General features: G+C 30.3%; 23 protein-coding genes. 7 read left to right on the forward strand and 16 right to left on the reverse strand.

Annotation, left to right across the window (positions count from 1 at the left end):
* Positions 1–4: 4 nt before the first annotated feature.
* Together OW730_RS00670 and OW730_RS00675 are read right to left on the reverse strand one after the other, a co-directional pair.
* Positions 5–715 carry a GntR family transcriptional regulator gene (locus OW730_RS00670; RefSeq protein WP_271227252.1) on the reverse strand — a complete coding sequence of 237 codons (711 nt, stop codon included), beginning with the start codon at positions 713–715 and terminating at the stop codon, positions 5–7.
* 109 nt (positions 716–824) lie between these two features.
* Complete coding sequence (locus OW730_RS00675; protein ID WP_271227253.1) at positions 825–1,535, reverse strand: CAP domain-containing protein; 711 nt, start codon at positions 1,533–1,535, stop codon at positions 825–827.
* Between the two features lie 147 nt (positions 1,536–1,682).
* Here OW730_RS00675 and OW730_RS00680 point away from each other — a divergent pair, with 147 nt between their 5' ends.
* Positions 1,683–3,308 carry a PQQ-binding-like beta-propeller repeat protein gene (locus OW730_RS00680; protein WP_271227254.1) on the forward strand — a complete coding sequence of 542 codons (1,626 nt, stop codon included), beginning with the start codon at positions 1,683–1,685 and terminating at the stop codon, positions 3,306–3,308.
* 257 nt (positions 3,309–3,565) lie between these two features.
* On the opposite strand, the gene OW730_RS00685 is transcribed toward OW730_RS00680, so the two are convergent.
* From OW730_RS00685 to OW730_RS00700, 4 genes are all read right to left on the reverse strand, one after another.
* On the reverse strand, positions 3,566–3,748 hold the full coding sequence (locus tag OW730_RS00685; RefSeq protein ID WP_271227255.1) for a PspC domain-containing protein: 183 nt from the start codon (positions 3,746–3,748) through the stop codon (positions 3,566–3,568).
* Between the two features lie 57 nt (positions 3,749–3,805).
* Complete coding sequence (locus OW730_RS00690) at positions 3,806–4,576, reverse strand: TPM domain-containing protein (protein ID WP_271227256.1); 771 nt, start codon at positions 4,574–4,576, stop codon at positions 3,806–3,808.
* 43 nt (positions 4,577–4,619) lie between these two features.
* Entirely contained in the window at positions 4,620–5,165 is a 546-nt protein-coding gene (locus OW730_RS00695) for a LemA family protein (protein ID WP_271227257.1), read from the reverse strand.
* Positions 5,166–5,385: 220 nt separating this feature from the next.
* Positions 5,386–6,399, reverse strand: coding sequence for a YeiH family protein (locus OW730_RS00700; protein ID WP_271227258.1), 1,014 nt, complete (start codon positions 6,397–6,399; stop codon positions 5,386–5,388).
* A 418-nt stretch (positions 6,400–6,817) separates the two neighbouring features.
* Between OW730_RS00700 and pflB the strand changes: the two genes are divergently transcribed.
* The 6 genes from pflB (at position 6,818) to OW730_RS00730 (ending at position 13,995) form a co-directional block, all read left to right on the forward strand.
* On the forward strand, positions 6,818–9,064 hold the full coding sequence (gene pflB, locus OW730_RS00705) for a formate C-acetyltransferase (RefSeq protein WP_271227259.1): 2,247 nt from the start codon (positions 6,818–6,820) through the stop codon (positions 9,062–9,064).
* Positions 9,065–9,095: 31 nt separating this feature from the next.
* Positions 9,096–9,842 (forward strand): pyruvate formate-lyase-activating protein, encoded by a 747-nt coding sequence (gene pflA / locus OW730_RS00710; protein WP_271227260.1) that lies wholly within the window; start codon positions 9,096–9,098, stop codon positions 9,840–9,842.
* Between the two features lie 212 nt (positions 9,843–10,054).
* Entirely contained in the window at positions 10,055–10,783 is a 729-nt protein-coding gene (locus OW730_RS00715; RefSeq protein WP_271227261.1) for a Crp/Fnr family transcriptional regulator, read from the forward strand.
* Between the two features lie 152 nt (positions 10,784–10,935).
* Positions 10,936–11,622: a hypothetical protein gene (locus OW730_RS00720; protein ID WP_271227262.1), complete on the forward strand. Its 687-nt coding sequence runs from the start codon at positions 10,936–10,938 to the stop codon at positions 11,620–11,622.
* A 218-nt stretch (positions 11,623–11,840) separates the two neighbouring features.
* Complete coding sequence (locus OW730_RS00725) at positions 11,841–12,224, forward strand: BlaI/MecI/CopY family transcriptional regulator (protein WP_271227263.1); 384 nt, start codon at positions 11,841–11,843, stop codon at positions 12,222–12,224.
* Positions 12,217–13,995, forward strand: a complete 1,779-nt coding sequence (locus OW730_RS00730) for a M56 family metallopeptidase (protein ID WP_271227264.1) — start codon at positions 12,217–12,219, stop codon at positions 13,993–13,995. The genes OW730_RS00725 and OW730_RS00730 overlap by 8 nt, the downstream gene beginning before the upstream one ends.
* A 143-nt stretch (positions 13,996–14,138) precedes the next feature.
* Here the strand turns inward: OW730_RS00730 and OW730_RS00735 are convergent, their stop codons facing one another.
* The 10 genes from OW730_RS00735 to OW730_RS00780 form a co-directional block, all read right to left on the reverse strand.
* Positions 14,139–15,752 (reverse strand): ABC-F family ATP-binding cassette domain-containing protein, encoded by a 1,614-nt coding sequence (locus tag OW730_RS00735; protein ID WP_271227265.1) that lies wholly within the window; start codon positions 15,750–15,752, stop codon positions 14,139–14,141.
* A 188-nt stretch (positions 15,753–15,940) separates the two neighbouring features.
* On the reverse strand, positions 15,941–18,688 hold the full coding sequence (locus OW730_RS00740) for a heavy metal translocating P-type ATPase (RefSeq protein WP_271227266.1): 2,748 nt from the start codon (positions 18,686–18,688) through the stop codon (positions 15,941–15,943).
* Positions 18,689–18,732: 44 nt separating this feature from the next.
* A complete protein-coding gene (locus tag OW730_RS00745; protein WP_271227267.1) occupies positions 18,733–19,092 on the reverse strand; it encodes an ArsR/SmtB family transcription factor in 360 nt (119 codons plus the stop codon).
* A gap of 253 nt (positions 19,093–19,345) precedes the next feature.
* The gene (locus tag OW730_RS00750; protein ID WP_271227268.1) at positions 19,346–20,227 is read right to left on the reverse strand and encodes a DUF3298 and DUF4163 domain-containing protein; all 882 of its coding nucleotides are present in this window, start codon (positions 20,225–20,227) and stop codon (positions 19,346–19,348) included.
* A gap of 1 nt (position 20,228) precedes the next feature.
* Positions 20,229–20,726 (reverse strand): sigma-70 family RNA polymerase sigma factor, encoded by a 498-nt coding sequence (locus OW730_RS00755; RefSeq protein ID WP_271227269.1) that lies wholly within the window; start codon positions 20,724–20,726, stop codon positions 20,229–20,231.
* A 151-nt stretch (positions 20,727–20,877) separates the two neighbouring features.
* On the reverse strand, positions 20,878–21,783 hold the full coding sequence (locus tag OW730_RS00760; RefSeq protein WP_271227270.1) for a sensor histidine kinase: 906 nt from the start codon (positions 21,781–21,783) through the stop codon (positions 20,878–20,880).
* Between the two features lie 28 nt (positions 21,784–21,811).
* Positions 21,812–22,609, reverse strand: a complete 798-nt coding sequence (locus OW730_RS00765; RefSeq protein WP_271227271.1) for an ABC transporter permease subunit — start codon at positions 22,607–22,609, stop codon at positions 21,812–21,814.
* A complete protein-coding gene (locus OW730_RS00770; protein ID WP_271227272.1) occupies positions 22,602–23,525 on the reverse strand; it encodes an ABC transporter ATP-binding protein in 924 nt (307 codons plus the stop codon). Before OW730_RS00770 ends, OW730_RS00765 begins: the two co-directional genes overlap by 8 nt.
* A gap of 89 nt (positions 23,526–23,614) precedes the next feature.
* Entirely contained in the window at positions 23,615–24,310 is a 696-nt protein-coding gene (locus tag OW730_RS00775; RefSeq protein ID WP_271227273.1) for a response regulator transcription factor, read from the reverse strand.
* Between the two features lie 699 nt (positions 24,311–25,009).
* On the reverse strand, positions 25,010–25,294 hold the full coding sequence (locus tag OW730_RS00780) for an RHS repeat-associated core domain-containing protein (RefSeq protein WP_271227274.1): 285 nt from the start codon (positions 25,292–25,294) through the stop codon (positions 25,010–25,012).
* Between the last annotated feature and the right edge of the window lie 248 nt (positions 25,295–25,542).

Genomic DNA, 25,542 nt, shown 5'->3' on the forward strand with positions numbered 1-25,542 from the left:
GGTTTTAAATAAAATATTTTTGTATCTTGCTAGGTATTATTAATTCCATATATTGAAATGGCTCCTCTCTACCTTCAATATATATCCATCTTATCATACTCATTATTTTTATCTTATTTGAATATCCCAGTCTTCTTGCCTCTTCCATTGTTGAATCTCTATAAATAATATCTTGTATCACTCTTTTTATAGGAACCTTAAGTTTCTCAACAATTATCTTTCCCAGTGAATCTGCAACATTCTCCCCCTGTATCTCTTCCTGAAATTCGCAATCAAAATAGAATTTTTCTATTCCTATAAGCTTGTCCTCAACAAACCTTTCTCTTTCAATATAATATGCTTGATCTTCATGCCATTTCATATCAATTTGTTCTTCAAATGAAAGCTTGATTTTATCATTTTGTATAATTTTATTATTGTGCTTTAATCCCCTTATGTTAAGTGATAGTGCTAAGCTTATAAAAGGTTCAAATCCTAAATGAGGATCTCTTCTACATACAAATGTCCCAATACCTTGTCGCTTCTCAAGGTACCCCTCATTAACAAGCATACTGATTGCCTCTCTTATAGTAGCTCGTCCAACTTTATAATTCTTCATAAGTTCCTTTTCAGTAGGTATTTTTTCCTCTACCTTCCATACTTCATCATGTATTTTTGATAATATTTCATCTTTAACTTGTATGTACAAAGGTATGTAATTATCTCTACTTATCATAGAACCCCCCCTAATGAAAATACCAAAATTATATATCCACCTCTTATATATATATTTATCTAATTATACCAAAAATATCCTATTGAATCACTTTTTTTATTTAATTTTCTTATTTACCAATAAACATTTGAACCCAATATCTAACACCATTCTTATCTACTGCAGTTCCAATGCCTATATGACTATAATTATCACTAAGTATATTGGCTCTATGTCCTGGAGAGTTCATCCAAGAATTCATAACCTCATTTGCACTCCTTTGTCCTTTTGCAATATTTTCTCCTGCTGCTCTATAACTTACTTTGAATTTTTTGAGCATTTCAAAGGGTGATCCATATGTAGGTGAATTGTGAGCAAAATAATTCTTGTCTACCATGTCCTGGGCTTTCTTCTGAGCAACATTGTTTACCTCACTACTCAGTTTTATAACTGGTACTCCCGCTTTTTGTCTCTCATTGTTTACAATTTTCAATACCTCGTTTATTAAATTATCACCCTGTTCTTTTTTCCCATCATCTTTTGGAGGTTTTACTTCTTTTGGTGGTATTGTTTGTTTTGGTGGTACTGTTTCTTTTTGGGGTATTTTCTCTTCTTCTTTCTTATCCTCCTCTTTACTTATTAAATTTTCTTGTTCTTTAATATGTTTTTCTTTTTCCTTAGAATACTTATTTATCTTATTCTTGATTATATCTCTATCATACTTCTTAAATCTAATATGCTCATGACTTTCTCCTAAAAGATCTACCATATTGAGTATTGTTGGTATTGAAAATAAAATAGCCGCTCCTATTACAAAAACCATTATCTTATACTTTTTCATATTCTCACATCCTTCAATTTCCACAGTATTTACTAAATTATCCGAATATATTTCACCTTATTACATATAGATTATAGAAGAAATATATATTCTTAACTTTCCATTGTTTATAAAAAATCATACATAACAAAAGGATGGTAACTGTATATGAAAAAGTTTTCTCAATTATTTATTCTTATTAGTTCAATAATCTATATCTATTTTTCAAGTACATATTCTTGTTTTGCTCAAGAAGAAAATATGAATATTTACCAGTCACCTGATTATAGTTCAAATAAAAAAATAAAGTTTGAATTATTCTATGAAAATAAAGAACTTGATTACTATAGCAATTTTGATAAAGATATTTTTACATATGATTATTCTAAAATACCTGGAGTATTAACATTTAGAGGAGACAATTATCGTTCTTCTTCCTCTTACGGTACTATAAAAGAAAACCCTAAGACTTTATCTATAATGAACAGATTCACAACTAGTTACCTTACATGGGGTGGCGGTGCCGGTTGGACAGGACAACCTTTGATTGTTCAGTGGCCAAATTCAACCTTAAAACATATGAATGTTTACAAGGAGTTCAAAGAATCACCAGATTTTATTGAGGTTATATGTGTTTCACTAGATGGACATATCTACTTTTTTGATTTGTTCTCTGGAAAACCATCTCGTGATCCAATAAATATAGAGAATCCAATAAAAGGCACACCATCTATTGATTCAAGAGGGTATCCTCTTTTATATGTAGGTCAAGGTTTAAGTGAAACCGGTAAAATAGGTTATAGAATATATAGTTTAATTGATAATTCTTTACTCTTATTTATAAATGGTAGAGATAAATTAGCTTTCCGAGGATGGGGTGCGTTCGATTCTTCCCCTCTATTAGATAGAAAAAATGATACCCTTCTTTTATGTGGAGAGAATGGGTTATTTTATAATATTAAATTAAATACTAATTACAATTCTCAAGAAGGAACTATTTCTATATCCCCTGAGATAATAAAACTAAGATATTCTAGTAATAATATCAAAAGGCAAGGAATAGAATCCTCCCCTGCCACTTATAAAAACTATTTATATTTTGCCGATAACTCTGGAACCATCGTATGTTTAGATTTAAGAACGCTTAACCCTATATGGGTAAATAATAACCTAGATGATACTGACGCAACAATAACTATAGATGTTGAAGATGATGTTCCTTATTTATATTGCGCTAATGAAGTTGATCATCAAGGAGAGTATGGGAATGTTTATATAAGAAAATATAATGGCTTCAATGGATTTCTTACTCTTCAAAAAACCATACCAGCATACTCCATTTTAGGAAATAACCCTATAAATGGTGGTGCTTTAAGTACAAATATTATTGGTAAAAAGAATCTTTCAGACACAGTTATATTTTCAATAGCTAGATATAAAACAATGAATGGAGGTCTTCTTATAGCCTTAGATAAGAATACCTTTGAAGAAAAGTGGCGTATTGAATCTCCATATTATTCATGGTCCTCCCCTGTTGCGGTTTATACCAAAGATGGGGAAGGTTACATAATAAACTGCGATTCAATAGGAAATGTTCAACTTATTGATGGTAAAACAGGCAAAATTATTGATACCATAAATCTTGAAGGTAACATAGAATCATCTCCAGCTGTGTTTAATAACACAATTGTTGTTCCTTCAAGAAACGGTAACATATATTTCTTGAAAATTGAAAGTGAAAACCCTAAAATAAAGTGGACAATTAACAGCGGGCAGTGGACAACCTTTTTTTAGAATAAGAGCGTTATTCGCATTTTATCTTTTGATAAAATATTGTATTTCTTTAACTACAAATAAAATTAGGGTATTTTAAAATAGAATTTATGTATTGAAACAACCCTATATTTTACTATTTTTCAAACAATAAAGGGTTAATCATTTTATTTGAAATAAAATGATTAACCCTTTATTTAAAAACAATATAATTATAACTTCACAAAGTGAAATGTCCTTCATTATACATTATTAATTTTCCATTATCCATTAATGTTTTATTCAGTTGGAACTATAAAGCATGCTATTATATAAACCCACAAACTTAACCCACCGAATAATATCAAAAATAGACATATTAATCTAATTATAGTTGGATCAACATCAAGATAATACCCTATTCCCGAACATAAACCTGCTATCTTTCTATCATTTACTGGCCTGTATAATTTTTTACTCATTTTCTTTCCCCCTAACAATATATTCTTTCTATAATTATACCTCATTTAATATAGAGATTACCATCCCCCTGAGGCTCCACCACCGCCAGAACTACCTCCGCCGAAGCCGCCTCCACCAGATGAACCTCCTCCGAAACCTCCACCTGAATTATTGTGATGGTTTCCATACATCATCATATGCGCTATTCTTGATCTTCTTCCTCTTCTTCCTTTTGGTAAAACAAACAGAACTATAATAATTATTATCCACATACCAATATTAGATGAAGAATCATTAGTATCATAATTGTAATTTTCTAATTTAACATTTTCATCAATAACTATATTATATTCTTTTTGTATCAGAGCTAATATAGCCTTTGTACCTTCAATAATTCCCTCATTATAATCATTACTTTTAAAGTGTGGTGCAATTGTATTTCTAATTATTGAACCAGCTTTTCCATCTGGTATTGCTCCTTCAAGCCCATATCCTACCTCTATTCTCATCTTTCTATCATTAAGTGCTACAAGTAGTAATACTCCATTGTTTTTCTCTTTATCGCCTATACCCCATTCTCTGAAAAGAGTGTTAGAATAACTCTCTAGATCATATCCATTAAGGGTATCAATAACAACGACTGCAACTTGTGCTCCTGTTTTTTCCAAACCTTTGTTAATAATATTTATATAATTTTTTGTTTCTCTAGTTAAAGTATTAGTTTCATCATAAGCAAATAATTCACTATTATTTTTAGGAATATTAGGTTCCCCATATGCAGTAGTTACTGAACTACTTATGAAAACAATTAGAAGAATACCTAAAATAATTTTGCTGTACTTTTTCATTCAATTAATCTCCTTCAATTATTATCTTCACATATCTTCAATTTTAAAACTCAACATTAGGTGCTTTTTCTGCTCCTGGTGAAGCAGTATAAAATTCTACCTTATCAAATCCAAAGATATTAGCAAACATATTTGTTGGAAATCTCTTTATTTTCTTATTATATTTAGTTACTGAATCATTATAATCTTTTCTAGCTATTGCAACTCTATTCTCAGTCCCAGCAAGTTCATCTTGAAGCTTCATAAAGTTCTCATTTGCTTTCAAGCTAGGATATGACTCTACTGTTAATTTCAACATAGTGTTTAATTTAGCATCTACTTCATCAAATTCTTTTAAGCTATCTGCGTTTTTATACCCACTTCTTAGATTTGTTATTTCAGTTAATAATCCTGATTCATGTTCAGCATATCCCTTAACAGTATTTACTAAGTTAGGTATTAAATCTGCTCTTCTCTGGTAATTATTTTCAACCTGTGCCCACTTGTTATGTACATCTTCATTCACAGAAACCAGTCCATTATAAGTCATTACAGAGTACACTAACAGTACAGCTACAAATGCCACCATCCCCACTACAAGTTTTTTCATATCTTACCTCCACGTAATTTTTATTATTTTAAGTGGTATTGATTACTTTATTAAAGTATATATAATTCTATCTAAAAAGTCAATAGTTTTCTAAAATTTTTTTATGAAATCAATACTACCTATATCTTAAGTTTATTTTTGCCTTTCAAATATATGCCTTTACACTTTTAATTGCAAAAAAAATAGCCAGTAATCACTACTGACTATTTCACTAATTTATCTATATAAAATTAATTATCGCAAAAATAGTGGTAACTGATATTATTGCAAACAGTATCAATCCCATAACAAATCCTTTTGCACCTTTCTTAATAAAACTCTTAAGATCAACTCCTAATCCCATACCTGCCATTGCCATAAGAATTAATATTTTACTGGATTTGACCAAATAGTTAATTCCCCAGTTTACTATTTCTACATTTCCTGAGAATTCTTTATACGCACTAGAGATCATAACTGCTATTACAAAATACAATACATACATTGGGAACTTAGCTTTCTTCTTATCTCCCTTTTGTCCTTTTGAAAATATAATACTAAGAACTATAGATGTTGGTACAAGCATTATGACTCTTGCCATCTTAACAAGGGTTCCTACTTCACCAGAAACATCTCCTCCAGCAAAAGCAGCTCCAACTGCATGAGCTACTCCTTGTAAAGATAGCCCACACCAAACCCCATATTGTGATTGAGAAATATTTATTAAAGCAGATGATATTATAGGATAAAATATCACCCCTATTACTCCTAATAAACTCACTATAGCAACAGCAGCTGTAGCATCTTCTTCTTCAGCGTAAATACATGGTGAAACAGCTACTATAGCTGATGCTCCACATATGCTGGACCCTACCCCTACGAGGGTTGCTAATTTTGTATCTATCCCTAAAATTTTACCTAGTATATTTGATACTATAAATACACTGGGAATTAATATGAGAACCATTATTAAAATACTAGGTCCTAGTTCAACAATAGAAAAAATACTCAATTTAAATCCTAACAACACTATACCTATTTTTAAAAGTTTCTTAGCAGAGAATTTTATTCCTGGTTTGAAACCTTCTGAAGCTTTAAATATATTGTTGTAAATGATTCCAAAAATAATTGCATATGTTACTGCCTCAAGTCTTACATTAAAATTTTCAACCATAATTTTATCAATAAATATGCTTATAAAGGATATAATGGATGTTAATATTATTCCTGGCAACAACTTTGTAAATTTATCCATATTCAACACCATCCAGTTAGTTTATTATTTGTCAAATTCCACATTAATTTGTACAATCAATGCTTATTTTTAATTAAGATTATAACACACTAACTATGTTTTTTTTTACTTACATGATGCTAAATATATTAAATAATTAACCTTTATCTTTCTTCAATCTACATATGTTTTCTTTACATCTCTACTATAAGTTGTAACAGTTCATAATAGTAAATCATTACTGCGATAAATTATTAACGAATAATAAAAATTATTTATCAATTTTTTTCTTTATGTGATTGCAATCACATCTTTCATTTTTTCAAGAGAATATAATGATTTTGCAAGATAAAATTCACAAAAGACAATACTTAGTAGATTTTTACATAAATAATTTAATCTATTTTAAAATTTAAATTTTCTTGAAGGGGTGGAAGGTATGTTTAAACAATGGGATGGATTTAAAGAAGGTACATGGCAAGAAGAAATTGATGTTAGAGATTTCGTAATTAAAAACTATACTGCTTATGATGGAGATGACTCATTCTTAGCAGGAACTACAGATAAAACAGATAAAGTATGGGAAAAGTCGCACAAGTTAATAATCGAAGAAATTAAAAAGGGAATTATAGATGTAGAAACAGGTAGAATTTCAGGAATCAATAATTTTGCTCCTGGATATATAGATAAAGATAACGAAGTAATCGTTGGTTTCCAAACAGATGCTCCATTAAAAAGAATCATGAACCCTTACGGTGGATTCAGAATGGTAGAAAATTCACTTAAAGCTTATGGATTTGAAATGAATCCAGAAATCAACAAACACTTTAATGAATATAGAAAAACACATAACCAAGGTGTTTTCGATGCATACACAAAAGAAACTAAACTAGCAAGAACAGTTGGTCTTCTAACAGGTCTTCCTGATGCATACGGAAGAGGAAGAATCATAGGTGACTATAGAAGAATTGCTCTTTATGGTATGGATTTCTTAATAAGAGAAAAGCAAAACGATTTAGCTAACCTAAAAGGATCTGCTAATGAAGAAAGAATTAGAGCTAGAGAAGAAATATCTACTCAAATTAGAGCATTACATGATATTAAAGCAATGGCTGCTAGTTACGGTCTTGATATTTCTCAACCTTCTAAGGATGCTAAAGAAGCAGTTCAAGCTGTATACCTTGGATACCTTGCTGCTGTTAAAGAAAATAACGGAGCTGCAATGTCTTTAGGTAGAAACACAGCATTCCTTGACTGTTATATTGAAAGAGATTTAAGAAATGGAACTTTAACTGAAGCTGAAGCTCAAGAGTTAATAGATCAGTTTGTAATTAAATTAAGATTAGTTAGACATTTAAGAACTCCTGAATATAATGATTTATTTGCTGGAGATCCAAACTGGATAACTGAAGCAATCGGTGGTATTGGTGTTAATGGTAAACATCATGTTACAAAGACAGCTTATAGATTCTTACACACATTAACAAACCTTAACCCAGCTCCAGAGCCAAATATGACAGTTCTTTGGTCTGAAAAGTTACCAGAAAACTTTAAAAAATACTGTGCTAAAATGTCAATCGAGACTGGTGCAATACAGTACGAAAACGATGATATTATGAGACCTATCTATGGAGATGACTACGGAATAGCATGTTGTGTTTCTGGAATGCAAATTGGTAAACAAATGCAATTCTTCGGAGCAAGAACTAACCTTGCTAAAGCATTACTATACGCTATCAATGGTGGTGTTGATGAAGTTAAATTAGATAAGCAAGGAAACAGAATAACTGTTGTTCCTGGAATAGAGAAAATTACTGGTGAAGTTCTTGACTTTAAGAAAGTTAAAAACAACTTCTGGAAAGTAATGGAGTATATTGCTGAACTTTACGTAGATACAATGAACACTATTCACTACATGCACGATAAATATGCTTATGAAGCAGGTCAAATGGCTCTTCATGATTCAGAAGTTCACAGATATATGGCATTCGGTGTAGCTGGTATCTCTAGTGTAGCTGACAGTTTAAGTGCTCTTAAATATGCTAAAGTTAAAGCTATTAGAAATGAAGAAGGAATCACAACTGATTTTGAAATAGATGGGGACTTCCCTAAATACGGAAATGACGATGATAGAGTTGATAATTTCGCTGTTGAAGTTATTAAGAAATTCTCTAGCGAACTTAAAAAGCATGAAACATATAGAAATGCTGAACACACTTTATCAGCACTTACTATTACTTCAAATGTTGTATATGGTAAGAAAACTGGTGCTACTCCAGATGGAAGAAAAGCTGGTGAGCCTTTAGCTCCTGGAGCTAACCCAATGCACGGAAGAGATGAAAATGGTGCACTTGCTTCACTTAACTCAGTTGCAAAGCTTCCATATAGAGAATGGTGTCAAGATGGTATCTCAAATACCTTCTCAATCGTTCCAGATGCACTTGGAAAAACAGATGAAAATAGAATTAACAACTTAGTATCAATAATGGATGGATATTTCGCTCAAGCAGCATTCCACTTAAATGTTAACGTACTTAACAGAGCAACTCTTATGGATGCTATGGAAAACCCAGAAAAATATCCAACACTAACAATTAGAGTTTCTGGATACGCAGTTAACTTTAATAGATTAACAAGATCACAACAATTAGAAGTAATAAGCAGAACATTCCACGAATCAATGTAATTATAAAATATTAGTATAAGGTGGTGTTATCATGACAATTGGAAGAGTTCATTCTATAGAAAGTATGGGATTAGTAGATGGACCTGGAATAAGAACGGTAGTATTTTTCCAAGGATGTAAGCTTAGATGTGCGTATTGCCATAACCCTGATACATGGCACGTAAATGAGGGGTCTGAATATACCCCTGAAGACTTAGTTGCTAAAATCAAGAGATTTAAACCTTACTTTGAACGTTCCAATGGAGGAGTTACCTTCTCTGGTGGTGACCCCCTTATGCAACCTGAATTTCTTGTTGAGTGCTTAAAACTTTGTAAAGAGAATGGCATTCATACATGTATTGATACTTCAGGTTATGGATTTGGTGAATATGATGAAATCCTTAAATATGCTGACCTTGTTCTTCTTGATATAAAACATATTGACAGCATAGGTTATAAAGAACTTACAGGACAAGATACTTCAGGAATAAACACCTTTTTAGATGCCGTTAGAGCTTCTCAAACGCCAGTATGGGTACGTCATGTTGTTGTTCCTGGCATGACTGATTCAGAAAAACACATAGAAAAAATAAGTTCTATTGTTAATGAGGAAATACCTACAGCTGAAAAGGTTGAATTACTACCATATCATACATTAGGTACAAATAAATATCAGCGATTAAATATGAAATATAAACTTGAAGGTCTAGAGCCGATGTGTAAAAACAAAGTTAAAGAACTCCAAGGAATTGTTAACAACTTAATTAAGAATACTCGCAAACCATTCTTAGAAGTTTAAAATATAATTATCCGAACCGCTTCATTTGAATTTATTTGAAGTGGTTCATTATATTGTATGGAATTTTAAAATGATTTGTAGTACAATTATTCTATCGAACAGACTTAAAATGATATTTTTTTATAAATGAACTATCTATTATAAATGAACAATCTATTATAGTGGTATAATAAATAACTGACAGATGAGTTATATATGAGGTGGTGATTTTCATGAAAAAATGTAGTGCCCATAATCAGAATTGTCAAAATTGTGAATATGACTATTGTTTGCAAACAGTTCCTTTTTTATCTAGTTTAGAACCTGATCAAATTAAAGAGGTTTCAAAAGATACTGTTAGAAAAAGATATAAAAAAGGAGAAAGAATTTTCTCTGAAGGTGAAACTGCTAGAAAACTATATATGATCTGTACTGGAAAGGTTAAAATATTTCGTTACACACCTGATGGTAAAGAATTAATACTATACATTTTGTCTCCTAATTATTTCAGCTTTATTGGTGCATTTAACCTTTTAAAGGAAACTACCTTTGATTTTGGTGCTGAAGCTCTAGAAGATACAGTTGTTTGTACTCTTGATAAGCATCAATTTGAAAACATAATTTTAAAGTACCCTAAGGTCACACTAAAAATATTAGAAGAAGCTTATGATAGAATAAATAAAATTGAAAGCCTTGTATATAGACTAAGTACTAATAATGTAGATGCGAAAGTTGCTGGATTATTATTGAGCTTAATAAAAGATTTTGGTGTTGAAGCCGATGATGGCATCCACCTTAACATGACTATGAATCGCGAAGAGATGGGAAGTTATGCTGGCCTCACAAGAGAAACTATGAGCCGAAAACTCCGGTCAATGCAGAAACAAGGTTTAATTGAAATCCAAGGAAATAAAAAGATTATAGTTAAAGATATTAATAATTTAAATGATATGCTATTATAAAAAAACTCCAATTTATTGGAGTTTTTTTATTGAAATATTAATTAAAACTACTTCTACTTTTTAAAAATTATTATTAATAATTTAAGATTTTCTTAATATATATTAGTTATAATGTTTTTATAAGAAAATTTTACCATAAAAGGAGCTCTCATATGTTAGAATTAATAAAAAAATCATTTACTTGTTCTTTTAGAACATTTGACTCAAAAAGTGAAGAAGCCTTTTTGATCATCCTCAGATTACTTACCATTTTCGCTATCATATACAATACATTTAATTTAAACATTGTCAGAATCCTCGCTTCACTTTCTTTAATAGGGATAACCTTTATTCCATTATTAATAAAAAGACTATTCAAAATAAACTTCAATTACGAGCCAGTAGCAATATGTCTGGTTTTCTCATACTGTGCTATATTCATCGGAACAGTATTAGGTGGTTATGGCTCTCTTAAACGTTGGGATACTTTTATGCATTCAATCTCAGGGGTTATATTCATGATTTTGTTCTTGATGCTTCTATTCGTTGTTTTTCATCGTTATAAAGCTGTACAAGTTCCTTTATGGGTATATTTTATTTTTGCATTTGCACTCTCAATGACAATAGGAGCCATATGGGAGATATATGAATTTGCTATAGACCAGTTTTTTGGTATGAATACTCAACATGCAATAGATACAGGTGTTTTCGATACAATGAAAGACATTGTATGTAATACTACTGGTGCTTTAGCCTCATCTTTTATATTCTATAAATCTTTAAAAACCAAAAGATTCAAAGCAATATATAATATGTTTTATTCATTTTGTAAGTTAAATAATATGAATTTACCTAAATGATAAAACACAATATAAACTCGTTACCAAGGTTATTAATAAATCGCTTTTATTAATGACCTTTTTTATGTGATGTTAAATATATTAAAATATATTAAATTATTTTAAACATAATAATTATCATTTGACTTTCTTTGATTACACTTGTAAACTATAAATATGATTTTATGATTACACTTGTAAACTATAACGTTATGTTTCAAAAACAAAGGAGGCTAATAATGAAAAACACTCTACCTAAAATATCAGATAGTGAACTTGAAGTTATGAAAATAATATGGGAAACAAATCCTATAAAAGCAAAACAAATAAACGAGCTTTTATCTAAAGAGAAGGACTGGACTGAACAGACTATTAAAACTTTAATTAACAGGTTACTAAAAAAAGAAGCAATATCCTTTAAAAAGGAAGGTAGGACTTATTTATACTCCCCCCTTATAAGCGAGAAAGATTATATAAATAAAGAAAGCAGATCATTTCTACAAAAATTCTATGATGGTTCTTTAAATGCCATGTTCTCTTACTTTATTAAAGATAAAAGTCTTTCTAAAAATGATATAGAAGAACTAAAAAAACTCTTAGATGAAGGTGCTCAAGATGACTAGTTTATTCTTAATAATATTAAAGCTATCTATAAAAGCATCAATTACTTTATTAGTTTTCCTACTTTTAGAAAAGCTTTTACATAACTTTTTATCACCAAAAGTAAAATACTCAATGTGGATTCTAATACTAATAATTCTTTCTCTGCCTATAAATATAGAGTCTAAACTGAGCATTTATAACTTACGAAGTTTTTTTGAAACACAGAAGTCAATTGAATTAATTGGAACGAATGTATTAAAAGAAAATGAATTTATACATGACAATTTTGTTCCAAAAAATAATACTACTGTGCCTATTAATAAAGAATCAGTGAGTAATGATGAAATATTAAAAGATACAGAAGTAACTAAAGTGTATTTTAAGAAAAATATCTTTACCCTTGAATTCTTATTAAAAATTTCATCAATAATATGGCTCTTAGGCTTCTTTAGTTTCATTACTATATATATTATTCAATTAAAAAAATTAAATAGAATTGTTAAATGTCAAACGAAACTAAATAATGAATCTGTTTCCAATATATTAAAAGACTTAAAGAAAGAGTTAAATATATCAAGAACCATTAAATTATATAAAACCAGTGAATTTTCTTCTCCTGCACTTACAGGAATCTTTAAAATAAAAATATTATTACCTGATTATTTGTTAGATAATCTTTCAAATAAGGATTTAAGGTTTATTATATATCACGAACTATGTCACTTAAAAAGACTAGATAATATCACTAATTATATAATTCTATTTTATAAGTCATTGTATTGGTTTAACCCTCTTATCCATATTATGTTTAGATATATGAAACGAGATATGGAAATCTCATGTGATAATCTGGTTTTAAGATATATACCAGAAAAAGAGCACTCAAATTACGGCATGACCATAATAAATATAGTAGAAAAACTATCAATTAAAAAACATAGTTATCTTGCCACTTGCCTAATTGAAGATAAATCAGAAATAGTAAGGAGAATTAAAATGATAAAAAAACATAATAAATTTTCAAAAATAGCATCCATATTAACTTTATCAGTAATGTTACTGGTTGGTTGTTCTACAGCAAGTGATTCGGTAAAAGATTCAACTGTTCTTAGTGCAAAAATTGAAAATAAAAATGCTCAAACTAATAAAAACGAAAGCGGAAACAATACTGAGAATACAAATAACGAGTCTACTGAAGATAAATCAACTGAAAATACTAATGAAGATAAGTCAACTGAACTTACATCAGATGAAGCATTTGAAATCGCATCAAAAGCTGTAAAAGATTACTTTGATTTTGATGCTGATAAAAGTTCTTTTGACCCTACTACTATAATTGATATGGGACATTATTGGATTCTTAGAGTAAGCAATTCTCAGGGCAGCTTCCAGGTAAGAATTTTACTTGAAGATAAACAATCTTTCATGATTTCTGGTTCTTCATCTGCAGCAAAAAAAGTAGAAGAAGAGGTTAAAAAAGCTAAAAATATTGATAAAGTTGATAATAATAATTACTCTGAATATATAAAGGAGTACTATGATTATTTATACTCTAAAGAACCAATATCAAAAGAAGAGAGCAAAAAAATGGCAGAAGAGTTTATTAAATCTTCTCCATTAAAAGATATGAATTTAAGCTTTTCAGAAAGCGAATCTTTCTATGAACTAAAATATGATAGCCCTGAAAAAGAGTTCTATGTATTTGCTTACTTAAAAGATAATAGCCCTCAGGATATTATATTCATCAAAGTGAATAATTACTTAAAAGAGGTTAGTGAATTGACTTTATAATTGATAATTAACAAAAAAAGCATGAGTATAATTTACTCATGCTTTTATTGTTCTTAAATAGTTTACTCCCTCTACTATATTGACCCATCTAATAAAAGTACGCCTTTAATTTTAAAAGCGTACTTTAGATTATTATATTAATATTACTTATACATAGCCTCTACAGTCTTCTGAATATCAGCATTCTCTAAATACTCATCAAAAGTTGTAACTCTGTCATAAGCTCCTTTTGGAGTTATCTCGATTACTCTGTTAGCTATTGTTTCAACAAATTTATGGTCATGTGAAGTAAACAGCATAGTTCCTTTAAATGCAACAAGTCCATTATTCACAGCTTGGATTGATTCAAGGTCTAAGTGGTTTGTAGGTTCATCTAGTAATAGCACATTTGCTCCTGAAAGCATAAGCTTAGAGAACATACATCTAACCTTCTCCCCTCCAGATAACACTGTTGATAATTTAAGTGGTTCTTCTCCGGAGAATAACATCTTCCCTAAGAATCCTCTTATGAATGACTCGGACTTCTCCTCTGAGAATTGTCTTAACCAATCTACAAGTGTAAGTTCCTCTTTGAAGTAATCTGCATTGTCTTTTGGTAAGTAATCACTCGTAGTAGTTACTCCCCATCTATATGAACCTTCATCTGGCTCCATCTCACCCATTAATATTTTAAACAAAGTAGTTTTTGCTATCTCATCTTTACCAAGAAGAATTATCTTATCTCCTTTAGCTACTGTGAAAGATATATTATTAAGAACCTTTACTCCATTAATAGTTTTGCTTATTCCTTCTACTTGAAGAATATCTTTACCAGCTTCCCTCTCAGGAGTAAATCCTACAAAAGGATATCTTCTTGAAGATGGTTGAATATCCTCAACTGAAATCTTATCAAGTAATTTCTTTCTTGATGTTGCTTGTTTAGCTTTAGATGCGTTAGAACTAAATCTAGCTATGAAGTTCTGAAGCTCTTTAATCTTCTCTTCAGCTTTCTTATTCTGATCTTTCATAAGTTTAAGTGCTAATTGACTTGACTCATACCAGAAATCATAGTTACCAACGAATAACTTAGCTTTTCCAAAGTCTATATCTACCATATGTGTACATACTTTGTTTAAGAAATGTCTATCGTGTGATACAACTATAACTGTTTTCTCATAGTTAATTAAGAATTCTTCAAGCCATGCTATAGCTTTGAAGTCAAGGTGGTTAGTAGGCTCGTCCAGTAATAGTATGTCTGGATTACCAAATAAAGCCTGAGCAAGTAAGACTGTTACTTTTTCTCCACCTTTTAAATCTTTCATTAAGCTATAATGAAGATCTTTTCCAATTCCTAGACCCATTAAAAGCTTCTCTGCATTCATTTCAGCATCCCAACCATCAAGTTCAGCAAATTCACCTTCAAGTTCTGCTGCTTTTATTCCATCTTCCTCTGTGAAGTCAGGTTTTGCATATAAAGCATCCTTCTCTTCCATTATCTCAAATAATCTCTTATGACCCATTATTACTGTATTTAATACAGTACACTCATCATACTCAAAGTGGTTCTGCTTAAGAACTGCTAATCTCTCTCCTGGAGTAATAGCTACATTCCCTTCATTAGCTTCCACTTCCCCTGATAATATTTTTAAGAAAGTAGATTTACCTGCACCATTAGCACCTATAACACCATAACAATTTCCTGGTGTAAACTTTAAATTAACATCTTCAAATAGTTTCTTATCTCCGTATCTTAATCCTATACCTGTAACTGTGATCAAATCTCTTTTTCCCCTTTCGTTTTAAAATTAATATATTTTAAGTCAAATAACTTTAATTTTCTGTCATAATTATTTTTTGTTTATGAAAAATCACAACTCTTTAAATTATATACTGTTTTTGCACTAAATGAAACAGTTAAATTATAGTTCTACATCAAAAAGAACCCCATGAGGGTTCTTTTTTCATTTTAATCTCTCAATACTCTCATTGCATTAAATACTGCCAATAATGCAACTCCTACATCTCCAAATACTGCAAGCCACATTGGAACATCTACAAAAGCTACAAAGCCCATTATCCCAAGTTTTACTGCTAATGAGAAGAATATATTCTGATCAACAATCTTTTTGGTCTTTCTTGCTACTTTAATTCCATCAATCAGCTTTGATGGTTCATCATTCATTATAACAACGTCTGCCGCTTCAATTGCTGCATCTGAACCAACTCCACCCATGGCAACACCAACATCTGCTCTTGCAAGTACAGGTGCATCATTTATTCCATCTCCTACGAAAACAAGTGATTTATCACCTTTACTTTCAATGAGTTTCTCTACTTCGTCAACCTTATGGTCTGGAAGTAATTCATATTTATAATTAGTAATTCCTAATTTCTGTGCTACATCATCTGCTGTGATTTTTCTATCCCCTGTTAACATTACTACATTATTGATACCTAAATGTGAGAATCCCTGTATTGCCTTTTTCGAATCTTCTTTAATCTCATCAGATATTGTTATGAAACCAGCGAATTCACCATCTATAGCAGTATATACGATAGTTCCTGGTGTTTTGGCTTCTTCTACTTTAATATTATTATCTTTAATGAATTTCAAGTTACCACTAATAACTTTCTTTCCATCTATAATAGCCTGAACACCTTTACCTTTAACTTCTTTATATTCTTTAATTATAGACTTATCAATATCTTTTCCATACTCATTTACTATTGATATAGCAATTGGATGATTTGAAAAGCTTTCAACATGTGCTGTTAATTTTATAATTTCTTCTTTATTAATACCTTTTTCAGCATGTATCTTATCAACCTTGAAGTTTCCTTTAGTTAATGTTCCTGTCTTATCAAAAACAAGTACTCCAGCTTTACTAAGAGCTTCAAGATAGTTACCACCTTTAACTAATATACCTTTCTTAGATGATGCTCCTAATCCAGCAAAATAAGTCATTGGTACAGATATAACTAATGCACACGGACAAGATACAACTAAGAATGTAGCTGCTTTTAATAACCATTCATTAAAGTTTCCTCCAAAGAAAACTGATGGTATTATAGCTGTTAGTGCTGCAATAAGAACAACCACTGGAGTATAATATCTAGCAAACTTAGTTATTCTAAGTTCAGTTTTTGCTTTTTTAGCACTTGCATTCTGTACAAGATCAAGTATTCTTGATACTGCTGAATCTTTAAATCTCTTCTTAACTTCTACTGTTAACAAGCCATCAATATTAATAAATCCACTTGTTATCGCATCTCCAACTTCCACATCCATAGGAGCAGATTCTCCTGTTAAAGCTTTAGTATCAACAGATGAGCTACCTTCTATAATCACACCATCTAGAGGTACCTTTTCCCCTGCTTTAACTACTATAATATCTCCAACCTTAACATCATTCGGTGATACCTTCTTTATATCATTTCCAATTTTAATATTTGCATAATCAGGTCTGATATCCATAAGGTTTGCAATTGATTTTCTTGATGACTCTACCGCTCTTCCTTGGAAGTACTCTCCTATTTGGTATAAAAGCATAACTAAAACAGCCTCTGGATGTTCACCAACATATAATGCGGCAGCACTTGCTATAGTCATAAGGAAATTCTCATCAAATACTTCCCCTCTCTTGATGTTAGAAAGAGATCTCTTAATTATGTCATACCCCACTATTAGATATGCAATTAAAAATGGTATTATCTCAAAACTTTCACCTCTAAAAAACATTCCTATTCCAAGGAATCCAATCGCAGCTCCCATTCTAAGAATAAGTCCATTACCTTTTTTCTTCTTATTAACCTTTTTAACATCAATTTCAGATTCAGTGTCAGTATTTAGTATAACTTCTACATGAGGTTCTAAATCTGTTACTATTTTTTCAACCTGTTCATATAAACCTTTAACATCTAAGTTATCTATCTTAACCTCAAATTTTGAGATTGCAAAATTCAAACTAGTACTTACAACTCCTGGAAGTTCCTTAACATTTCTTTCTATCTTCCCAGCACAAGCCGCACAATTTAACCCTTTAAGTTCAAATTCTACTAGCTTCCCTTCAAGCTCATCTTTCAATCTAGCAGTTGTTCCTGGTTCTGTTTCTTCAACTATTTTAATGATTTGCTTCTTAAGCGCCTCTTTATTTCTACTATTTGTATACGCATTCAATGTTGATATAGCGAAATTCATTTCAGCATTATCAACTTCTTTTAATGCCCTTACCTTGTTTTCAATTTTCCCTGCACACCCAGCACAATGAAGACCTTCAATTAAAAACTCCATCTTTTCTACACTGATTGTACAAGCTTCATTCCTATGGATATGCTCATGAAAGTGATCACCACATCCACAGCTTTCATCATGACCTAATAATCCAATAAGAGAATGTTCATGTTTATGTCCTTCACCTGAACAACATCCATCCTCATGATGATGACTACTTTCTGAGTCCTCATCTCCTCCATCATCTTTTTCATCATTTTTCTCACTATGACTTTCTCCACAGCCACATCCGCAGCCTTCTACTTCTTTTACCTGTAAATCTAATACCACTGGTTCTTTCTTTCCACAATCACACACTCCATTTACAAAACTGTGTTGATGTTCATGTTTGTGTTCATGCTTATGTTCATGCGTACCACATCCACACCCACATCCACAAGAACCTTCATGATCATGATGATAAACTTTTTTTGAAAACAACATAATATTAATCCTCCTTAATTCCTTAATACTTTTAATATATTAATTTATTCTTTAACATGTTCTAGGGCAATGTTAAAAATCTTCTCTACATGCTCATCATCTAATGAATAATATACAACCTTACCCTCTCGTCTATACTTAACTAACCTCTCTGTCTTAAGAACCCTCAATTGATGAGAAATAGCAGATTGAGTCATATTAAGCGCGTTAGCTAAATCACATACACACATCTCTGAAATACTTAATGCATTTAAAATTTTCATTCTAGTTTTATCCCCAAATACCTTAAGAAGCTGAGCCGCCTCTTCCAGTATTTTATCATCAACCATTCTATCATTAACCTTTTCAACTATCTCATTGTGTATTACATTACAAGTACATACTTCAATATTTTCGTTTTTCATTAAATACACATCCTAATACTATATTATACGTTTTAAGTTCAATAATTAATTTATACAAGTCCATAACTTATTAATACGCTAAGATTTTGGACAAGTATAAATTAAATTTCACTATAAAACATATTATGTGAACATATGAGCAAATGTTCATATGTTAATTAAATTATATCATTTTTTCTATGGTTGTCAACCAATAAATCCTATGTAAAAAATACACCCCATAAAGCACAATATATACTTTATGAGGTGTGTTTCATCTATTACTGGTTATTATCTCAAATTCTATTCTTCCCATAGCTCCTGGTGCAATCTCATATTTATCAAATACAATCACAGCATTTTTATCTTCATTAATATAAAAATCAATATCTTCTCTGATTTCCTTAAATCCATTCTCACCTTCAAAGAATACTTTTGTTTCATCATTCTTTTGTTCTTCAATTTGCTTTAATACATTGGTTGATATTATATCAACATAATCTGGTCCAAAAATAGATTCAAGTGTTATTATTTCATCAGTTTCTAAATTTATATTGTAATAATTATATTCCGCGTAGGCTGCTGCTATAGAATCAAAACTACTTATCACAAAGGATAATACATCATCCTTAGCAGCTTTTATTTCATAATCAACCTTTATGTTTATCTTTCTTTTCTCATACTCTTCCTCTGTGCCACCTGTTTCAAGAAATTCTTTTTTGAATTCCTCAGCTCTTTCTTCTGCTTCCTTTACTGCTAACTTCATCTTTTCTTCAATTTCACTATTTATTTTCCCTTCAAACTCTTTATCTTTTAGCCCTTCAACTTTTGGAATAGATATTTCCTCCTGTACAATATCATTGGAATAATTATAGTCTACAAAAGTTAATACCTTTGCAATAGAGCCGATAATAGGTGCCTCATAAACAGTTTTAGCAAAGGCTGCGCTAGTATTTAGTCCTAATACAAATACACTCCCTGCCACTAACCCAGCAATTGCTGCTATCTTAATTTTATTTTTCTTTTTAGGCTTATTGCTAACTCTAATCTTTTCATCGTTACTTTCCTTAATCGTTTTATTAACCATTTCATTCAACTCCTCAGGAATCTCAATAGATTCAAACCTTCTTTTAGCTTTATCAAATTTATTATTCATATTAAATCTCCTCACAATCCAATAAGGTTTTTAATCTTCTTGTTGCAGAATAAAGTCTCGATTTTATAGTATTAACATTGGTTTCAGTAACTTTTGCTATATGGTCAATCTTCATATCTTCAAAATATCTAAGGATGATTACCGTCTTCTCTTTTTCATTTAATAAATCTATAGCATCATATAAATCCATATAATCTTCTTTAGTATATGATTTTGATGTAGGCTCCTCCGGTAATTCACCTAAAACCAATACTTCTTTATTCCTTCGAATATAAGAGATACTTGTATTGATCAATATCCTATAAAACCATGTTTTCATGTATTTACTCTTCTTCAAACCCTCTATGGATTTTAGAGCTTTATAAATAGACTCTTGAACAATATCAAGAGATGCATCTTTTGATTTTACATAACTATATGCAATTCTATAAAAGTCCTCCTGATTATTTTTTATAAAATCTATAAGCTTCAAATAATTTTTACTATATGTGCGCATCATTAAGTAAGTCCCCTTTCACCTATTAGACACTTCACTCATTGAAAAAGTTTAAAAATCCTAAAAAATATTTTTAAAAAAATAAAACCATGTTCTCCATGGTTTTTGAATAATTTATTATATTTATACTTAATATTTTTCAAAGTGAATAATACTATGAATTTTCTACACATAAGAATTCACATTTCATACTTATAATATCATTTTTAAAGCTGCAGCTTATGGTTCCACCAAGCTTTTCAATTAACTTCTTTGCAATTGGTAATCCTAATCCTATACTTGCTTCTTCAATATTTCTAGATTTTTCTCCTGTATAAAACTTTTCAAATATCTTATTAATATCAATTTGATTTAAATGTTTGCTAGTATTTTCTACTATAACTATAGCTTTTGATTCCCTTTTTTCCAGTATTATATTCAACTCACCTTCACAGTATTTAATGGCATTAGATATTATATTTTCTAATATCCTGTTTACTGCAGAGATATCTCCAATTATATCAATGTTTTCATTACCCAAATATATATCAGGTTCTATCCCCTTTTTTGTAATCTTTTCATAAAATCCTGCAATAGTATTACATAATACACTATTTAGATTCAAGTATTCTAAATTGATCTTATAATCTGGAGACTCTACCGTCGATAACTCAAAAAATTCACTAAGCAGTTCTTGAAGTCTTTCTCCTCTTTTTTCAGCCATATATAAATATTCTTTTTTTCTTTCTTCCGAAATATTTTCCTTATTTATCATCTGGAAGCACCCTAAAATAGTAGTAAGTGGTGTTCTTAAATCATGCGATACATACGCTATGGCTCTCTTTAGTTCATCCTCAGAAGCTCTCTGCTTTACTAATCTTTCATTTGCTATATCCAAATTTTCATTTATCCTATACGCCAGATTTTCTAAGCTTTTATCAAAAAACTGTAAATCTATTTTTTTTCTTGATTTAGACCCATTATAGTCTTGTAACTGCCTTGTAATGCATTTAATTTCTCTTTTAATTAAAAAAAGGCGAGTGAACACAATCATCGTAACAATTAATAAAAGATAGACCATCTTAACTTCACTCTCCTTCCTAAGTACTTTACTTAATATCTTGGTTTTTAAAAAATATTGCACCCACTAAAGAACTACCTGCTATTAACCCTAAACAATTAACTGTATACGTACCCATTAGCTCAATTGTTGGTACTTTTGAACATATATCCATAAGCATAAATAATGGATTAAAACGTATTATTGGTGATATACCATTAGCAATACTCATAACTGTTAAAAAGTTAATTATCATATATACTACAACAAGCAACGCCTTACTCCTAATCATAAACGCTAAACACATATTTATGCTTATAAAACATGTTAATACTATATTAACCAGTATAATAATTCTAACTATTTCACTTATCCTATTGAATGTAACCGGTTCGCCCCATCCATAAACAATAGTACAACCCACTATACAAATAATAATAAATATAGTAGTAATACTCATAACCACTGATGACGATGCTATTACTTTTGATAAATATATGCTTATTCTATTATGTCCATAAGCTATGGAGTTTTTTATAGTACCACTTATATACTCATTAACCACTGATGTACCTGCAATAAATATGCTAATAATTAAAATTATCCCTATAGCGCCTAACGCATTATATAAATACTCTATAGAAATCATATCTCTTGTACTACTTATTGTGAAACCGTAACTCCTTCCCCCTACTCTACAATGTGTTAAATTGAACCTAGTATTTTCCCCAATTATATATTTGCTAAACACAACAATAATAGTAACTAAACTCATTACAATGCAAGAATTCTTAAACACTCTGCTTCGAATCAATTTATATATTTCACTTCTGATTAAATTATTCAATTGTGCTACCTCCTACTAAGTTCATAAAATAACTCTCTAAATCATCTCCAACTTGAGACAATCCTTCAATTATTATTCCTTCCTTAGAAAAAGCTTGAGATATTGATCCAGGTTCATCAACCATGTCCAATAATTTCAAAGTATTGTTTGGTAATACCTTATAATTCTTACATTTTAACTTTTCCTCTAATACTATTGTAGCCTTATTTATATTATCAACCTTTACATGGAGACTCTTTTTACATTTCTGATTTAGCTTATAAGCATCTATTTCCTCAATTATTTGTCCATTGTTAATTATCCCATAATTAGTGGCTATCTGATGTAATTCACCCAAAAGATGACTAGAAACTAGTATTGTCATATTTTTTTCTTTGTTTAACTTTTTTAATATATTTCTTAATGCCACTATACCACTTGGGTCTAATCCATTAACCGGCTCATCTAGTATAAGTAACTCTGGGTCACCTATTAATGCCATTGCTATTCCTAGTCTTTGTTTCATACCTAAAGAAAAATCCTTAACTTTTCTGTTTTTAACATCCTCTAATTCCATTAAGTTAAGTTTTTCATCTATGCACTTCTTTCCTGGTATTCCTTTTTCTATTCTACTAACTTCCAAATTTTCATAGGCTGTGAGATTCGGATGCAATGCAGGGTTTTCTATTATGGCCCCTATTCTCTTTCTAGCTTTGCACAAACCTTTTTCACTTTGCTCTCCAAACAATTCTATACTACCTTCAGTTGGTTTTATCAAACCAGTTAATAACCTTATGATAGTTGTTTTACCCGCACCATTCTTACCTATGAATCCATAGATTTCACCTTTTCTTATATTAATATTACACTTATAAACAGCATTATTTTTACCATATTTCTTACTTAATCCCATTGTTTTTACTACATATTCACTCATTATTACTTCACCCCTTTATGCTATAAGATTATTTTATATAACATTGTCTAATATAGCATGAAGAAAGTCTTAAGAAAGTCTTAAGATGATTATTCGCTTAGCTTGTATCCTATTCCCCATACAGTCTTTATATACTCCTTTTCATTTCCATACTTAGCTATCTTATTTCTTAAATTACTCACATGAACACTTAAGGTATTATCATCTCCTATGTAATCTTCTCCCCATACACTTTCAAACAAGTTAATTTTACTAAAAACCTTTTTAGGGTTGTCCATTAATAACTCCAATATATTGAATTCCCTCATAGTTAACTCTATTTTATGGTTGTTTATCTTAACCTCTCTTGAATCTTTATTTAATTCAATATCCTTATGGGTTAAAAAATTGCCCTTTTCATCTATTACTCTCCCCATTACATATCTACGTAAATTACATTCAATCCTTGCTAATACTTCATCCATATTAAATGGTTTGCATATAAAATCATCTGCACCAGCTCTTAAGGTCTCTATTTTTGTATTGAAATCATCTTTTGCAGATATGATTATGATAGGCATATTTTGTTTTTTTCTTATTTCACACAATACCTCTTCCCCAGTTTTACCAGGCAACATCAAATCTAATAATACAATATTCCAACTATCATCTTTTAAGTATAGCAGCGCTTCCGTACCAGAGTAAGCTGACTGTACTTCGTATCCATTATCTCTAAGCATATCACTTAATATCTTATTTATGTAATTATCATCTTCTACAATCAATATTTTATATTTCATTTCCATAATATCTAATTCCCCTTAAACTTTTGTTATAACTTGTATATTATTTATTATACACATATTTACTGTAATTGCTAAATTTATTAAAGATGGTATCTCACCATATCTGACTTGCTAATCACCAGAAACATGAACCTCCTTAGCACCTAATAATGCTAAATATGTAAGTCTATCCATTTAATTTTTAGTATTACAACCCTTCTGATAATTGTTAACGATAGCGCTCCAAAGAGATACAATACTAATGAAAATAAAAAGATCAAAACAATACATATATAGCCATAATTCTGAAACATAAACACTCTAAAAAGAGTATTATATTTTTTTATATATGGCTTCATATAACTCAAAATAATATACCTATTAATTGCAGTCTGTTCTTTCAATATTTCATTATTTTTATGTTTTGTACGTATATTTAATATATAAATCGTAAATAGAGCATCTCTAAGAAAAAAAAATGTTAATAAACTGGTTAATACAAACCCTATAATTATCTCTATAATATTCATAAAATCTCCTGCTATTCTTCAAAGACACTTTGAAGAATTTCTTTCAAGTTGGTCTTATAGTAAAGAAATTGAGCTGTGGAATGTAAGGATGATGCCACCGCTCCTTGGGATATATTTTTTCCAAAAGTTTTATATCCTATATGCTTAGAATAATAAGAAAAAGCTTTTTTTCCTACATTTACTGCAGCTTTTACTCCTTTTCTGCTGACCCAAGTCCATCAGTAAGTGCTTTTTTCTCATATAAATTTGTTGCTACTTTCATTACTCCACTAATAGCAGCACCAATTCCAGCACCAATAGCTATATGCCAAAGGTATCCTCCTTCATCCAACCTTGCTATCGGGTTATTATCAGTGTACTTAAACAGATTCATATCAACTGATACTGAACTACTAATATCAAGTGCACTTACATCGTCTGAATTAATAAACCTACCCCACTGGGGATTATAGTACCTGCTTTGAAGATAATACAACCCAGTCTCGGTATCATACCTATATCCATGATACCTTTAAGGATTTTTAACCCATACAGTATCTTTCTTACTACCATCAATTGAGATTAATTTTCCCCACGAATCATAGGTTATTCCTTTTCCGCCATAGCTGGTTAGTTTATCTTTCTACTATTCCCAATATAAATGTAAAAAAAGACTATCTCAAAATGATTTATCATTTTAAGATAGCCCCTTGTAATTCCAACGCTCTTTCAGTTCATTAAGCT

The organism is Oceanirhabdus sp. W0125-5 (genome assembly GCF_027938815.1).
GTDB lineage: Bacteria > Bacillota > Clostridia > Clostridiales > Clostridiaceae > Oceanirhabdus.